This is a genomic window from Pseudoxanthomonas sp. CCNWLY206-1 (assembly GCF_039710385.1).
Taxonomy (GTDB): domain Bacteria; phylum Pseudomonadota; class Gammaproteobacteria; order Xanthomonadales; family Xanthomonadaceae; genus Pseudoxanthomonas_A.
In genome coordinates this window covers 145,482-160,229 of the sequence record NZ_JBDKXI010000005.1, presented here as the reverse complement: position 1 = coordinate 160,229, position 14,748 = coordinate 145,482, and the positions used below count along the sequence as shown (strand labels likewise).

General features: G+C 64.8%; 11 protein-coding genes. 6 read left to right on the top strand and 5 right to left on the bottom strand.

The annotated features are described in order from the left end of the window. Positions 1 to 6: 6 nt before the first annotated feature. The 5 genes from AADW18_RS12905 to recC form a co-directional block, all read right to left on the bottom strand. Positions 7 to 405 (bottom strand): YchJ family metal-binding protein, encoded by a 399-nt coding sequence (locus AADW18_RS12905; protein ID WP_337343805.1) that lies wholly within the window; start codon positions 403 to 405, stop codon positions 7 to 9. A gap of 167 nt (positions 406 to 572) precedes the next feature. After that, positions 573 to 1,181 carry a GTP cyclohydrolase I FolE gene (gene folE, locus AADW18_RS12900; protein WP_337343804.1) on the bottom strand — a complete coding sequence of 203 codons (609 nt, stop codon included), beginning with the start codon at positions 1,179 to 1,181 and terminating at the stop codon, positions 573 to 575. Positions 1,182 to 1,249: 68 nt separating this feature from the next. Then, positions 1,250 to 3,193 (bottom strand): exodeoxyribonuclease V subunit alpha, encoded by a 1,944-nt coding sequence (recD, locus tag AADW18_RS12895; protein ID WP_337343990.1) that lies wholly within the window; start codon positions 3,191 to 3,193, stop codon positions 1,250 to 1,252. 5 nt (positions 3,194 to 3,198) lie between these two features. Further along, positions 3,199 to 6,783, bottom strand: coding sequence for an exodeoxyribonuclease V subunit beta (gene recB / locus AADW18_RS12890; protein ID WP_337343803.1), 3,585 nt, complete (start codon positions 6,781 to 6,783; stop codon positions 3,199 to 3,201). Further along, positions 6,780 to 10,214 carry an exodeoxyribonuclease V subunit gamma gene (recC, locus tag AADW18_RS12885; protein WP_337343802.1) on the bottom strand — a complete coding sequence of 1,145 codons (3,435 nt, stop codon included), beginning with the start codon at positions 10,212 to 10,214 and terminating at the stop codon, positions 6,780 to 6,782. Before recC ends, recB begins: the two co-directional genes overlap by 4 nt. 210 nt (positions 10,215 to 10,424) lie before the next feature. On the opposite strand from recC, the gene AADW18_RS12880 reads away from it, so the two are divergent. The 6 genes from AADW18_RS12880 to AADW18_RS12855 all read left to right on the top strand — a co-directional run bounded on the left by AADW18_RS12880 (position 10,425) and on the right by AADW18_RS12855 (position 14,707). Further along, positions 10,425 to 11,213: an ATP-binding cassette domain-containing protein gene (locus tag AADW18_RS12880; RefSeq protein WP_337343801.1), complete on the top strand. Its 789-nt coding sequence runs from the start codon at positions 10,425 to 10,427 to the stop codon at positions 11,211 to 11,213. 169 nt (positions 11,214 to 11,382) lie between these two features. Further along, the gene (locus AADW18_RS12875) at positions 11,383 to 12,135 is read left to right on the top strand and encodes an MlaE family lipid ABC transporter permease subunit (protein WP_337343800.1); all 753 of its coding nucleotides are present in this window, start codon (positions 11,383 to 11,385) and stop codon (positions 12,133 to 12,135) included. Between the two features lie 4 nt (positions 12,136 to 12,139). Next, positions 12,140 to 12,664, top strand: a complete 525-nt coding sequence (mlaD, locus tag AADW18_RS12870; RefSeq protein WP_337343799.1) for an outer membrane lipid asymmetry maintenance protein MlaD — start codon at positions 12,140 to 12,142, stop codon at positions 12,662 to 12,664. An 8-nt stretch (positions 12,665 to 12,672) separates the two neighbouring features. Further along, positions 12,673 to 13,326, top strand: coding sequence for an ABC transporter substrate-binding protein (locus AADW18_RS12865; protein ID WP_337343798.1), 654 nt, complete (start codon positions 12,673 to 12,675; stop codon positions 13,324 to 13,326). Then, positions 13,310 to 13,612: an STAS domain-containing protein gene (locus AADW18_RS12860; RefSeq protein WP_337343797.1), complete on the top strand. Its 303-nt coding sequence runs from the start codon at positions 13,310 to 13,312 to the stop codon at positions 13,610 to 13,612. The genes AADW18_RS12865 and AADW18_RS12860 overlap by 17 nt, the downstream gene beginning before the upstream one ends. A gap of 33 nt (positions 13,613 to 13,645) precedes the next feature. Then, a complete protein-coding gene (locus AADW18_RS12855; RefSeq protein ID WP_337343796.1) occupies positions 13,646 to 14,707 on the top strand; it encodes a VacJ family lipoprotein in 1,062 nt (353 codons plus the stop codon). Positions 14,708 to 14,748: the final 41 nt, after the last annotated feature.

The following is a 14,748-nucleotide window of genomic DNA, read 5'->3' as shown; positions in this document are numbered from 1 at the left end:
GCGTGTTCAGAGATGATCGCCGTCGACGTATAGCCAACGGCCATCCTGGCGAACAAAACGACTACGTTCGTGCAAGCGCACCGCGGGGCCGCCGCCGATGCGGTAGCGGGCAACGAATTCCACTTCCGCCGTGTCCGGGCCGGTGATGCGGTGGTGCTTCACGCTGAGGCCCAACCAATTCGTCGATCCGCCTGCCTCTTCCAAATGCAGATCGACCGGACATGTCTCCGGGTGCCAACTTGCGCGCAAGTAGGACTCATTCTTCAACACGAAAGCGCTGTAGCGCGAACGCATCAGCGCTTCGGCACCCGGTGCCGCTTCGCCGGCGTGGCAGCGGCCGCAGCAGTCGGCATACGCCAAACCGGAGTCGCAAGGACAAGTGGAGTGATGGATGGGCTTCGACATGCCTTGCGTATTGCTGCATCAACGACAGGGGATACTGCCGACAGGCAACAGCTCTTGTAGGAGCGCCGTCCCGGCGCGAGCGCTTTACTTCTGTTGCGATCTGACGGGAAGAGCTCGCGGCGGGACACCGCTCCTACAAAGCGGGCGCTCCCACCGGCGGGGCGCTTCTACCGTCCGCCGTTGCCGGCCTTGATGAACTGCAGGAATTCCAGACGCGTGCGGGCATCCTCGCGGAACTCGCCGAGCATCTTCGAGGTAACCATGCTGACGCCGCGCTTGTGTACGCCGCGGGTGGTCATGCATTCGTGCGCGCCCTCGATCACCACACCCACGCCGCGCGGTTGCAGCACGTCCTGGATGCACTGCGCGATTTCCGCGGTCATCTTTTCCTGCACCTGGAAGCGGCGGGCATAGACGTCCACCACGCGTGCCAGCTTGCTGATGCCCACCACTTTGCCGTTGGGCAGATAGCCGACATGCGCCTTGCCGATGATCGGCGCCATGTGGTGCTCGCAGTGGCTTTCGAATTCGATATCGCGCAGCACGATCATTTCGTCGTAGCCGGCGACTTCCTCGAACGTGCGTGCCAGGTACTCGCGCGGATCGATCTGGTAGCCACTGAACCAGTCGCGGTAGGCCTTGGCTACTCGCTTGGGCGTATCCAGCAAGCCCTCGCGCTCCGGATTCTCGCCGGCCCATTCCAGCAGCACACGCACGGCGTCTTCTGCCTGCTCCTGGGTGACGTTGGGGGGAATGGGTTTGCTCTTGGGGCTCATGGGTAAGGACTCCCGCACGGGGGCGTGATGTTAACGCATTAGGGCATGCGATCCGTTGGCGGGGCTGGCTAGACCAGTCTTTCCGCCAGCCCGGCGACGCGCTGCGCCTGCCGGGACAGCGCCGCTCGCAGGATGTCCTCGTGCGCGAACAGGTGCACCTGCCGGCGCGCGCGGGTGATCGCGGTATAGAGCAGTTCCCGCGTCAGCGTGCGCGCATCCTGGCGCGGCAGCACCACCCAAGCCTGGTCGAACTCGGAGCCTTGCGCCTTGTGCACGGTGAGCGCGAAAGCGCTGAGATGAGCGGGCAAGGCGGCGGGATGGAAGCCGCGCACGCCGTCGCCGCCACCCGGGAAGAACACCGCGGTGGCGCCATCGGTCTGGCGCAGGCAGATGCCGACGTCGCCGTTGAACAATCCGTGCCGATAACTGTTCTCCGCGATCAGCAGCAAGCGGCCATGAAAATAGACATCGCGATGGACGCCCGCCAAGGCTCCCTCGATCTGTGCGTTCAATGTGGCGGCCCCCTGCGGACCTTCGCGCAAAGCCGTCAGCAGGCGAAGGCGGTCGGCTAACACCAGCGCCGCGGCGGGGTCGGTTTCGGCTGCCATGCCGCGCCAATGTGCCAGCAGCAACTGGCGTGTGGCGGATGCGAGTGGACCGGCGGCGTCTTCATGGAAGTCGACGCCGCGCAGGGATTGGCTGCGCAGCAGTGATAACGCAGCGTCCGCGTCGCCGTTGCGCACGGCATCCGCCAGCGGCGCCAGATCGAGTTCTTCGGACTGGCGATAGCCGCGTTGTAGTTGGACACGATGGCCGAAGAGGGGGGGCAGGACCTCATTTGTGGGAGCGATGTCAGTCGCGACCATAGTGCTGGAACTATCAAGTACTTCTTCCGCGAATAGATCCACCTGTCTGGGAGTGTCGCTGGCTGCGGAAGATTTCCGGTCGCGACTGACGTCGCTCCCACAACCAGAGATCCCCAGCAATCGCGCCAGTCGTTCCGCCAATCCTTCCGGCAACACATCCCCATCACCCGCGGCATCGCCGATCGCTGCCAGCACGTCGCCAGCTTCCACCGATGGCAACTGATCGCGATCGCCCAGCAAGATCAGGCGCGCTCCATTGGGCACGGCATCGACCAGCTTGGCCATCAGCGGCAGATCCACCATCGAGGCTTCATCCACCACGATCACGTCGAACGGCAGTGGCTGGTCGGCGTTGTGGCGGAAGTGCGGGCTGCCTGGCCGGCTGCCGAGCAGGCGATGCAAGGTGCTGGCCCGCTGCGGCATCGCTGCGAGCCATGCGGGGCGAAGACCGGATAGCCCGTCCAGTTTCGCCAAGGCGGCATGCAGGCTCTCGGACATACGGTCGGCCGCGCGTCCGGTGGGTGCCGCCAATGCGATACGCGGTGCGGCACCCTGCGCATCGGCTTGCGCGATCAGCAGCAACAGCAGCCGTGCGATGGTGGTGGTCTTGCCGGTGCCGGGACCGCCGGTGATCAGCAGCAACGACTGCACCAGCGACAACGCCGCCGCGCGCGCCTGGCGGTCGCCCTGCTCCGCTTGCGGAAACAGTTCGGCGAACAACGGCTGCACGGCGGCAAGATCGGTGCTTGCGAGCGATTGCGATGCCAGCCGCTTCAACCCGGCGGCGAGCGCGCGTTCGTACTCGCGGTAACGGCGTAGATAAAGCAATCCGTTTTCCAGGACCAACGGTGCGGTCGGGTTCGCGATGTCTTCCGACGCTGGCTCGCTTATCCATTGCGACGCGCGCCAGGCAGCGATCCAATCGTCCGCGTCCGGCAGATCTTCCGCATGCCCAAGCAGCCAATGCGGCCGTGCGGGATCGAATGCCGCATGACCGGCGCTGACCGCGAGCGACGCCAATGCCGCGCCCAGCAACACGCGCTCATCGGTTTGCGGATCCAGTCGCCGCAGCGTGTCGGCCAAGGCCAGATCGACGGCACGCAGGCGATCGCCAAACGTGGATGTGCCCGGAGTCGGAAACATCATGGCGCTCATGCGGCGGCTTCCAGTGGCGGGACCAGCAACGCATCCACCGCCTCGACCAGCGCGCGCGGAAATTGCGGAACGAACACGCCGCGTGCGGGATCGATAACGTCCAGGCCACGGCAGAAGACATAACGAACGCCACCGAAATCGCGGTCGTAGTCGTATTTCCCGCCCAGGCGCAATTGCATCCAGCGATGCACCGCCAACGTGTACAGCAGCGCCTGCAGGTCGTATTCGCTGGACGCCATGGTCTGTGCCAATGCATCCGGATCGTATGAAGGCAGGTCGTTGGATTTGTAGTCCATCACGTAGACACGGCCGGCATGGCGGTAAGTCAGATCGATCTTGCCGTTCAGCAGTCCGGTGAGCTGCGTCCATACACCGAAATCGTGGCGATCCATCGCCAATCCATACCGGTGCAGAAGATCGAGAAAGGCCTGCGTGGTGGCGCCGCGCAGGGCCAAGTGGAATTCCAGTTCGGCGATGCGCGCTTCCGGCGGCAGGTCGCACAAACGGACGCCTTCGGGCATCGGCGTGTTGAGGGTGCTTGCGATCAGCGGCGTCAGTTCGTGGATGCCGGCTTCGTGCTGCTTTTCCGGATAACCCTGACTGTTCAAGGCATCGATCAGCGGCTGGATCTGCCCATGCGGTGGCAATTCGCTGACGTGACCGCACCAAGCGGCAAAGTCGACGCGTTCCAGCGCGTGATGCAACGTATTGCCGAAGCGGGCACCGCCAAACTGACGTGGGCGCGGCGGTGCGGTGGCCGATGGTGCCTCGTCGTCCGCGGGACGCGCTTCGATCATGGCGCTGGCGCCATGCGGTTGTTGTTTGTGCAATTGGCTGAAACTATGAATCCACCAATCGCGATGCAATCTGCGCTGTGCGATGCGCGGCTCTGGCACCGCCAGCACCGGCGCGGCAGGCAGGCGCGGTGGCCGTTCCATCGGTGGCAAGCCGCTGCTGATGACAGCCGCGTTGCCCAACGCATCCAGCGTTTTCGGCGCAGGCCCAGGCGCTTGCAACAGGCGATGCAATGAGGCGTTGCGGTGCTGCGACAGCGGACCGCAACACAGCCACAGCGCTTCACTGGCGCGGGTCAGGCCGACATAGAGCAGCCGCATGTCCTCGGCGCTTTCCTCATCCAGATGCGCCTGCTTGGCATCGTTCCAAGCCGGCGCGCCGTCGAACGTCTGCGTGGTCGGCCACTGCCGCACACGCTGTCCGCTGGCATCGGTGTACATGGCCAGGCCATTGAGCTTTTCCTGCCGGCCGATGCCGACGAAAGGAAGATAGACCAGCGGGAATTCCAGGCCCTTGCTCTTGTGCAGCGTGAGGATCTGTACGCGCCCGGCATCGGACTCCAGCCGCGGCTGCTGTGCTTCGTCGTCGCCATCGGCATGGACGATGTCGTAGCGCAGCGCGTCCAACTGCCCTTGCGTACCCAGGTTGCGGCCGGCCGCCGACTGCATCAGTTCGCCCAACTGAAGATAGTTGGTCAATCGGCGTTCGCCGCCGGCCTGTCCCAGCAAACGCTCGGCGTTGGCTGCCAACACTTCGGCCAGCATCGCTTGCAGGCCATGCCGCTCCCAGCGCGAACGCCAGCTCACCAGCGATTGCTGCCATTGCCGCAGCAGGTCGCCTTCTTCATCCAGCACGGCGATATGCGCGGCATCCCAGCCCAGCAGCGGCGTCGCCAGCGCGGCCCGCAGGCGGCGATCGTCGCCGGGTGCACGCAGCGCCAGCAGCAACGTCAGCAGATCCTGCGCTTCTTCGCTTTGGTAGAGGCTTTCCCGGCCGGAAGCCACCGCGGGAACACCACGCAGCGACAGCGCATGACGCACGGCGGTCGCTTGGCGGTGATCGCGTACCAGTACCGCGACGTCGCGCGGCTGCAATGGCCGCATCGATTTGCTCAAGCGGTCCTTGATAAGCGCGCGGCCCGCCTGGGCCTGTTGCAAACGCTGCAGGATGGCATCGGCGCAGAGTTCGGCCGCCATATGCACGGAAACCGGCTTGGTGTAATCCTTGCCGGTGTCGGTCGGCGGGACGACATGGAAGTGGATCGCCGGTGCGGCTTGCCCATCCAGCAGGAAATCCATGTCCGCCGCATTGCCGCCGGGATGCGTGGGCAGGAAATCGATGCCCTCGCCCAATGCGCCAGGTGGAGCGCTTTCGAATAGTGTGTTGACGGCGCGAATGACGCTGGGCCGTGAACGGAAGTTGCGGTCCAGCGTGGCGCCCTGCTGCGCAGTTCCAGCGGCGGCGACATAAGTATTCACGTCGCCGCCGCGGAAGCGATAGATGGCCTGCTTCGGATCGCCCACCAGCACCAGACTGCCATCGCCGAACAGGCGCGCGAAGATGTTCCACTGGCGCGCATCGGTATCCTGGAACTCGTCTACCAACACGCAGGGAAACTGCTCGCGCAAGGCGCCGATCAGGTTGGCCGATGCGCGTTCGTCGGCGACCGCCGCATGCAGTTCGCCGATCAAGTCGTCGTAGTCGCGGACATTGAAGGCTTCCTTGCGCACGCGCTCGCGACGCAACGCGTCGGCTCGCAGCGCGTGCAGCCGTTGCAGATCACGCGCCTCCTGCCAATGCTCCACCGCTGTCAGCGTGTCGATGACCGGCTCGAAGGTAGCGAACAACGGCGACTGCGGCGTCTTTCCCGCTTTGGCCTTGAGCGTGCCTTTCTCCAGCACCGCAGGCAGGTATTTGTGCAGCTTGGGGTGCACGGCGGAAGGCGGATTCGGCGAAGCCACCGCTTTTCTCAGCCACTGCCAGAGCGAGACGACGTGATCGGCCTTGTACTCATTGGCCTTGAGTACGGCATCGGCGATGGCGCGGCCGACGACTTCGCATGCCGGCTCGCCATGGACCGTGAACGATTCGCAGACCTGTCGCCAGGCGTGTGCCAGCGCGGGACGCGGGTCGACCAAGGCCGGCGGCGGTGGCGGCAACAATGGCTCCGGCGCCAATAGATCGCGCAGTGCGCGGGAGATATCCTCGACCCGGCCGAACTGCCGATGCAGGAAATCCGCACCTTCGGTATCGCGCGAAAAAGCGCGCCACAGATCGGCGGCCAATCGTTCACGCGCCGCCGTATCGGCCGTTTCCAGTTCCGAAGCGATCAGCGGCTGACGTGTATCCAGTGCGTGTTCGCGCAGGACGCGTTGGCAGAAACCGTGGATCGTGGCGATGGCGGCCAGATCCATTTCGCGCAGGGCCCGCGCCAAGCGTTGGCGCAGCGCCGGTAACGATTCGCGTGGCTCACTTAGCAAGGCTTGATGCAGCAACCGGCGCAGCATCGCGGTCTCGGGCGCATCGCCTTCCCGCGTCTCCGGATCACAGTCTTTCCACGTATCGGCCAGCTCCACCGCTTGCCTCAACCGCAGGCGCACGCGTTCGCGCAATTCCTGGGTCGCGGCGACGGTATAGGTCACCGCCAGGATCTGCGGAACGCGCAGCCGGTCGACGATCACCGCGCGCGCGAACAATCCCGCCAGCGCATACGTTTTACCGGTGCCCGCGCTGGCTTCGACCAGGCTGCGTGCATGCAGATCGGTGTCGAATACGGCGTCGCTCATGGCAGCGTCTCCGCATCGAACGGCTGGCCTTGTTCCAGCGCACTGAAGATGCAATGCGAGAGTAGTTCGAAGGCGTCGCGCGCATCGATGTCACCGTCCAGGAACGGATCACGCCCACGCAATGCGATCCGCGTTGCCGCCTGCGCTTCCCCAGGGCCACCGAAATCGCCCTCACCGCCGCCCCATATTTTCTGCGCTTCTTCCAGCGCGCGCTCATGGTCCTGCTGAGCCAGCGCCCACCATGCGTGGCCACTCTTGGGCAGAAAATACAGAGGAAAGCGCGCGGCGTGCCGACGCAATGCCGCCAGCGCTTCCAACGCGGCGCGTGCTTGCGCTGGCGGCAGCGGATCGCGCACGGCGATGCGCGGCGATGCGCCTTTCTTTTCCACCGACAGCTCATGCAGCGCCAGGCCTTGCGTGGACGCCACGAGCCAATCCAGTCCATGCCGCAACGCATGGCCGCCGTGGCGGCCCGTCGGATTGAGTGCGCCACGGAAGAGACGATCGCCATGTACTTGGTCCAGCGTTCCGGCCAACAGGTTATTGCCCAGTGTGCCGTCACCCAGCGCCAGCTCGAATGGCAGGGCTTCGCCGACACCGGTAAAGCCCTCCCCTATCGCCGCTTCAGCAAATGGCGCCACTTCTTCGACGATGCTCCGCAGAACGGCGCGTCCGTCCGCACCCGGCGCCAATAGCCCGCGTGCCAACAATTCGGTTTGCAGAGACGCGGGTTCCGGTGCCACACCGGCACGACGCCAAGCATCGAAGACCATCTGCCGCAGCCCATAACGGCTCAGCGCATCCGGCATGCCAAAGGGTTCGTGTTCCAGTGGCGGCGTTTCTTCCTCCGGCGGGCGCAATCCCAATCCGGCTTGGAGATAGAACGCGTGCGGCCGCATCAACGCATCGCGTAGCTGCGCCAGCGACAGGACGGTTTTTTCATCCGTCTCGTCGCGCGGCGGCAGAATCGACGCGAATATTTCCCGTTCGGCACGACCGGTGCCGGTATCGGCACCCGCTGCCGGATGCCAGCGCGCGTCGAAGCTGAAACGGCGCGCGTCACCACGACTTTCCTCCGGCAGCGCCGCGCCGAACGCGGCGGGCGAAAACGGCTGCAATGCATGCCGCACAATCAACTGTTCGCGCACGGCTTCCGCGGCGCCCTGGTGATAGCGCACCGCGGTGTCCAGCAGTTCCGACACCAGCACCGAAGGTTCACGCCGGCTACCGTCGCGCGCATCCATGCCTATCCAGCTGACATAGAACGCACGGCTGGCCGACGAGAACAGTTGCAGGAAAAGATAGCGATCGGCATCGCGCCGCGAAGGATCGCCGACCCGTCGATCACTACCTTCCAGTGCCTGGTTGATGCGGTTGATCGGGTCGCGGCCGTCGCGTCCGGGAAACGCAGCCTCGTCCATGCCCAGCAGGCAGATCACCCGGAACGGGATCAGCCGCATCGGCACCATTCGTCCGAAGCAGACACCACCGGACAGGAACGGCGCACGCGCGTCGCTGCCGGCCAGCTCGGCCTGGAAGTGGTCCAGCACCACGCGGTGCGCGACAGAATTGTCGAAATCGGCGAGCGCCGCGCTGTCGGCGAAATCGGCGACGGCTTTGTGCAGGCGTTCAAGGACGGCGCGTTCGCTGTCTTCGCGTGGCTCGGCGGCGAACACGGCCGCCAGCAATTCGGCCAGATGATCGGACCATTGCTTCGGCGTGTGCGGACCCTGGAGACGCGCGCCGAAACTGCGCAGCGCCGCCAGCAGGCGCACCAATGCATCCAGCGATTCGGTGGCCTGGCCTTCCAGCTCCGGCCACGGCGCAACCCTTTGCCCCATACCTGCTGAAACACCGCCGATCAGCTCGTCATCGCCGCTGGCCATGCCCAACAACAGGCGATCCACGGCGAATTCGAAGGTGTACTCGTTCGGCTCGCGCATGGGGCGAACGGATTCACTCTCCAACCCGGGCAAATCCGCCGGCGTCAGATGGCGCGCGCGGTCGGCACCGTCCAAGCCCCAGCGCGCGCCAGCCGCCTGCAGCCAATCCTGCAAACGCGCGCGGTCGGCATCTTCGATATCGAAGCGCTGCGCCAGTGCCGGCACCGCCAGCAGGTCGATCAGATCCGGCAAGGTCAGCGGCTGCAGAGGCAACTTCAACAGCCGCAGAAAGGCTTCCGCGACCGCGGCGGTAGCCAGCGGACTGGTGTCGGCGACGGTGTAGGGAAGTTCGCGCGCACTACCCAAAGCACCGCCAAACACGGCTTCCACATGCGGCGCGTACGCGTCCACATCCGGCATCAGTACCGCGATGTCGCGCGGATTAAGACGCTCGCGACCTTCGGGCGCTTCCTGTTCCAACAGCGCCCGGAGCTGATCGTGCAGCACCTGCACTTCGCGCAAGCGTGTATGGCAGGCATGGAATTGCAGACTGGGGTCGTCCGTTGCGACTTGCGGGCGCGGCCAATGACCGTCGCCACTGTCGCTAACCAAAGGCGCGCGGTTCTCCAGCACGTCAGCCTGGATGCGGCCCAGCAGTAGATCGTCGTAAGGCTCGCTGAAAGCAGGAGCCTCGAAGCGTGCGCGAACCGTTTCGCCTCCGCCCAACGCGGCGATGAAGTCGCGGCCGGCTTGGCCCCACGCGGCCAGCAATGGATTTTCGCCGCCGAAGCGGTCGTCCTGATCGGGTTTGTAGTCAGCGGCCCAGCGCGACAGGTCGCCCCAGTAAACCCGCGACGGGGTGTGCAGGTAGAAGTGCTGTTCGCCGGCGCGCGCCTGGCTGGCGATCACCTGCAACACATCCGGCGAGATGTTCTGGCAGGCGAACACGAACAGCCGCGGCGGCAATCCGGCCGGCGCTTGCGTGCCTTGCGGACCGAACTTTTGCAGATACTCGCCGATGCGTCGCGCACGATGTCGGCGGCCGCGACCGATCCGGTGCCATAACGTTGCCTGGGCGTCGTCGCGCGGCGCGCGGTGCTCCCACGCCAATAGCTGATCGCGGCGCCAGGCTTGATATTTCTCGAAGCTATCGGCCAGGGCGCTGGCCAACGACCAGCGGTAACGCGGATCGGCATGGGCGGCAAAGCCGGCGAATTCGGCCGGCGGATCGCTTTCAAGTTCGCGCAACAAATGCCAGCGCAGCACTTCCGGCATCAACCGGTCGCCACGCGGCGCCTCACCCTGATTGGCGTCCAGGGCCAGATCGACGAACTCGCCCGGCGTCAGGAAGCTGACGTTGGCGCAGATGCCGAGCCGTTCTGCCAGCGCCTGCTGCAACCAGCGGCGCATCGAGAACTGCGGCACCAGCACGACTTCCTGGCGCCACCAGTCGTCCGCGCGGCCACGCAGCCCGCTGGCCAGCACGGCCGCCAGCACATCGAGATCATTGGAAGGATAAAGACGGAAATCGTGGGGCAGCCCCTGCATCCGGCCATGATGCCGCAGCCCAGTCGCAATTGCAGAGACTCGGAAGTGATGCCACTTGGAAGATGCCGCAGTCCCGCCACGCGCGTTAAACGACTATGGCCAAGCTTAAACAATAATCAAACTCTTCGGTGCAGGTTTTGTTCAGGCGTTAGCCGTGAAGCTAACCCGTTGTTTTTCCGTTAAACCAAATCCGCAACCGAATCCGCGAACATGACGTCTTCCGACATTCCCGCCGTTCGCCTGTCTGGTGTCCGCCTCGACCGCGGCGGTCGCACGATCCTGCACGACATCGCCTTCGCGGCGCCTGCGGGCAGCATCACCGCGATCCTGGGACCCAGCGGCAGCGGTAAGTCGACGTTGCTGGCAGCGCTGACCGGCGAGCTTCCGCCTACGGCCGGCACGGTGGAGGTGTTCGGCCAGACCGTGCCGCAACAAAGTCGCCCTTTGTTGGAGATGCGAAAAAGCATTGGCGTACTGTTGCAGGGCAATGGCTTGCTGACCGACCTGTCGGTGGCCGACAACGTCGCGCTGCCGTTGCGCACCCATACCAAATTGGCGGACGCGCTGATCCGCCGCATCGTCGCATTCAAACTCAATGCGGTGGGGCTGCGCGCCGCGGCTGACTTGTATCCGCGCGAGCTTTCCGGCGGCATGGCCCGCCGCGTCGCGCTCGCCCGGGCACTCGCATTGGATCCGCCGCTGATGCTTTATGACGAACCGCTGACCGGATTGGATCCGATTGCCAGCGGCGTGATCATGAGCCTGATCCAACGCCTCAACGCGACCTTGGGACTGACCAGCATCATCGTCACCCACCACGTCCACGAAACCCTGCCCATCGCCGACCAGGCGGTGGTGATCGCCAATGGGCAGCTGGTGTTCGCTGGTACGCCAGCAGAACTGGAGAACACCGCCGATCCATTGGTCCGCCAGTTCCTGCGCGGCGAACCGGACGGGCCGATTGCCTTCGATACGGCCCAACGGACGGAGGCGGCATGAGCCAACGAATTTTCAGCGCAGCTGATTTGAGCCCCCTCCCCTGCGAAGGCAGGGGAGGGCTGGGGAGGGGTTGCGTGGACATGCGGAAAACATCCCAGCACCGACTCAACCCCCTCCCACCCTCCCCCTGCCTTCGCAGGGGGAGGGGCACACACATGGAGGCTTGTTGATGCCTTTCGTTGCCGCCACTCGCTCGCTAGGCCGCGCCGGGCTGTTTTCGCTGTCGGTATTCCGCGCTTCCAAGCCCACGGGCGATTTTTTTGCCGAGCTGACGCGCGAGATCTACAAGATCGGCGGGCGCTCGCTGCCTATCATTGCCGTGGGTGGCGCGTTCGTCGGCCTGGTGCTGACCCTGCAGGGCTACCGCACGCTGACCACGTTCGGTGCCGCCGATGCGCTATCGACGCTGCTGGGCTTGTCGCTGTATCGCGAGCTGGGTCCGGTGCTGACGGCGTTGCTGTTCATTGGCCGCGCCGGTAGTTCCATCGCCGCCGAGCTGGGCCTGATGCGTGCCACCGACCAGATCAAGGCACTGGAACTGATGGCGATCGACCCGGTCGCCAAGGCCGTCGCGCCGCGCTTCTGGGCCGCGGTGCTGACGGTGCCGCTGCTCACCGGCTTCTTCTGCAGCCTGGCGATCAGCGCCAGCTATTTCGAAGCCGTGCATGTGCTGGGCCTGGACAACGGTACGTTCTGGTCGGCGCTGCGCAACAGTGTGGATTTCTGGGACGACTTCGGCGTGGCGCTGCTGAAGTCGGCCGTGTTCGGCGGCACCGCCGCGCTGGTCGCTGCCTACGTTGGTTTCCACGCCGAACCCACTATCGAAGGCACCTCGGTGGCGACCACCCGCGCGGTGGTCAATGCCTCGCTGCTGGTGCTGATGTTCAATTTCGTTCTTTCCGCTTTGCTGTTCCGGAGTTAATGCCATGTCCATTCGCGGACCCCGTCTTGAATTCGCCGTCGGCGCGTTCCTATTGCTGTCGCTGGCGTCGCTGCTGGTGCTGGCGCTGGCTTCCACCAATCAACGTTTCGGTTTCGGTGGCAGCAGCTACGAGCTGAAGGCGCGCTTCACCAATCTTGGCCAGTTGCGCAAGCAGGCGCCGGTGAAGATCGGCGGTGTGGTGATCGGACAGGTGGCTGACATTCAGCTGGACCCGGTCAAATACGACTCCGTCGTGACGCTCTCCATTGATGGCCGATACAAGGACCTGCCGGGTGATACCTCCGCCGGCATCTTCACCAGTGGTTTGCTGGGTGAAAACTACATCGGGCTGTCTCCGGGCGGCGATCCGGAAGTGCTGAAGTCCGGCGATGAGATCGCCTTCACCCAGCCAGCGGTCGACCTGCTGCAACTGGCCGGCAAGTACATGTTCAGCGGCGGCGGCAACACTGGCACTACCCCGGAAGCAACGCCGCCACCTGCTCCCTCTGAAGAAGTTCCCCAGCCTTGAGGCCTCTTATGAAGCATTCTCTTTTGTCGGTTGTTTTCGCTTCGGCCCTGGTGGCCGCGGCACCCGTTCCGGCCGCCTTTGCGCAGGCCGCGCGGACGCAGGCTGCGCCCAGCGCTGCCAGCCAGTTGGTGCTGGCCAGCAGCACCCGCATCCTGACCACGCTGGAACAGCGCCGCACCGAGTTCAAAGGCAATCCGGCGGCGCTGCGCGAGTATGTCTCCAGCGAATTCAACACGCTGTTCGATCGCGACTATGCCGGCCGGCTGGTATTGGGCATGCACGGCCGCGGCGCTTCGGATGCGGATATCAAGCTGTTCGCCGATGCGTTGAGCGACAGCCTGATGACTCGCTACGGTTCGGCGTTGCTGGACTTCAATACGCGCCTGAAGGTACGGGTGAAATCGGAAACCGCCCTGCCCGGCGGCCGCGGCGTGAAAGTATCCAGCGAAATGATCCGTCCGGATGGCGATCCGGTGCCGGTCGACTATCTGCTGCGCCAGGTTGGCGGCAAGTGGAAGATCTTCGACGTGATGGTGGAAGGCGTGTCGTTCGTGCAGACCTTCCGCAACCAGTTCGATGCGCCGCTACGTCAGAAATCCATTCCGCAGGTCGCCGCCGATCTGCGCGCCGGCAGGATGCAGGTCAGTGGCGACGTCAACTGACGCTGGCGTCAGCCGCGACGGCAGCGCACTGGTATTCACCGGTGCGCTGGACCGTGCCGCCGCCACGCGCTTGTGGCGGCAGGCTTCGGCAGCGTTGCCCGGCACGCAACGCTTCGTCCTGACCAACGTCACTACCGTCGACAGCGCCGGGCTGGCATTGTTGGCGGAACTCGCCGCGCGCCTGCGTGCTACTGGCAACTCCCCGCAATTCGATGGCGAGCCCGCGGGCCTGGCAGATCTGCGGGCAGCCTATCGATTGACGCCGACGCTGGATTATCCGGCGTAGAGGCAACCCCCCACGTTAGCCCAAGGAACCGGGATGAACCTGTTTCGCGTCAGCACCGTTGTACTGTTCGCCGCGCTGGCTTCGGCCTGCGCTTCCGCACCGCCTGCTGGCTCGTCCGCGTCGTCGGCCGAGCCGGTGGTCATCGACAGCACGCCTGGTAACGGCGAGTCCCATAACAGTGCGCCTGTTGATGGCAGCTCCGTAGCCGAAGCCGCGCCGCCGACGGCCGGCGATCCCGTGTCTGCTCCCATGGGCGAGGCTGCGACAGTCGAGACGCCTGCCGCCAACGGCAACACGTCCGCGGAGCAGGATTTCGCCGCTATCTACGGTCAGGAACCTTACGACCCGATCGCCGATCCCACACTGCCAGCCGCGGCGCAGCTGCCGAAGTCCTACGACCCTTGGGAGAAGTACAACCGCAAGGTGCATACGTTCAACAACGCGGTAGACCGCACCATCGCCAAGCCATTGGCTCGCGCCTATGTTGAAGCGGTTCCCCGTCCGGTCCGCCTGGGCGTCAGCAACTTCTTCGACAACCTGGGCCAGCCACTGACCCTGGTCAATCAGCTGCTGCAGGGCAAACCGAAAGCCGCCGGGCAGACGCTAGGGCGCTTCGTGTTGAACTCGACACTCGGTATCGGCGGCCTGTTCGATCCGGCCACCGATGCCAAGCTACCTCGCGGACGGGAAGATTTCGGGCAGACGCTGGGCGTATGGGGTTGGCGTCAGTCGCGCTATGTGGAACTGCCGCTGTTCGGACCGCGCACCGTGCGCGATGTCCTGGGTCTGGCCGGCGACATGCCGCTCAGCCCGGTGCGGCAGATCGAACAGGACAAGACCCGCATCTTCCTGCAGGGCCTGAATCTGGTGGACACGCGCGCGCAATTGCTGTCGCTGGACAGCCTGCGCGACGGCGCCGTGGACGACTACACCTTGGTTCGCGATTCGTGGATGCAGCGCCGCGCCTATCAGATCGAAGGCAGCAAGCAGGGCGACAACGAAGATTCGCTGCCCGATTACCTGTTGGACGAGAACAACCCGACGGTGCCGGTGGACGCCATGCCGATGCCCGATATCTCCACGCCGGGCCCTTGAAGCGCGACACCTATCATCGGTATTTGTAGGAGCGGCGTCCC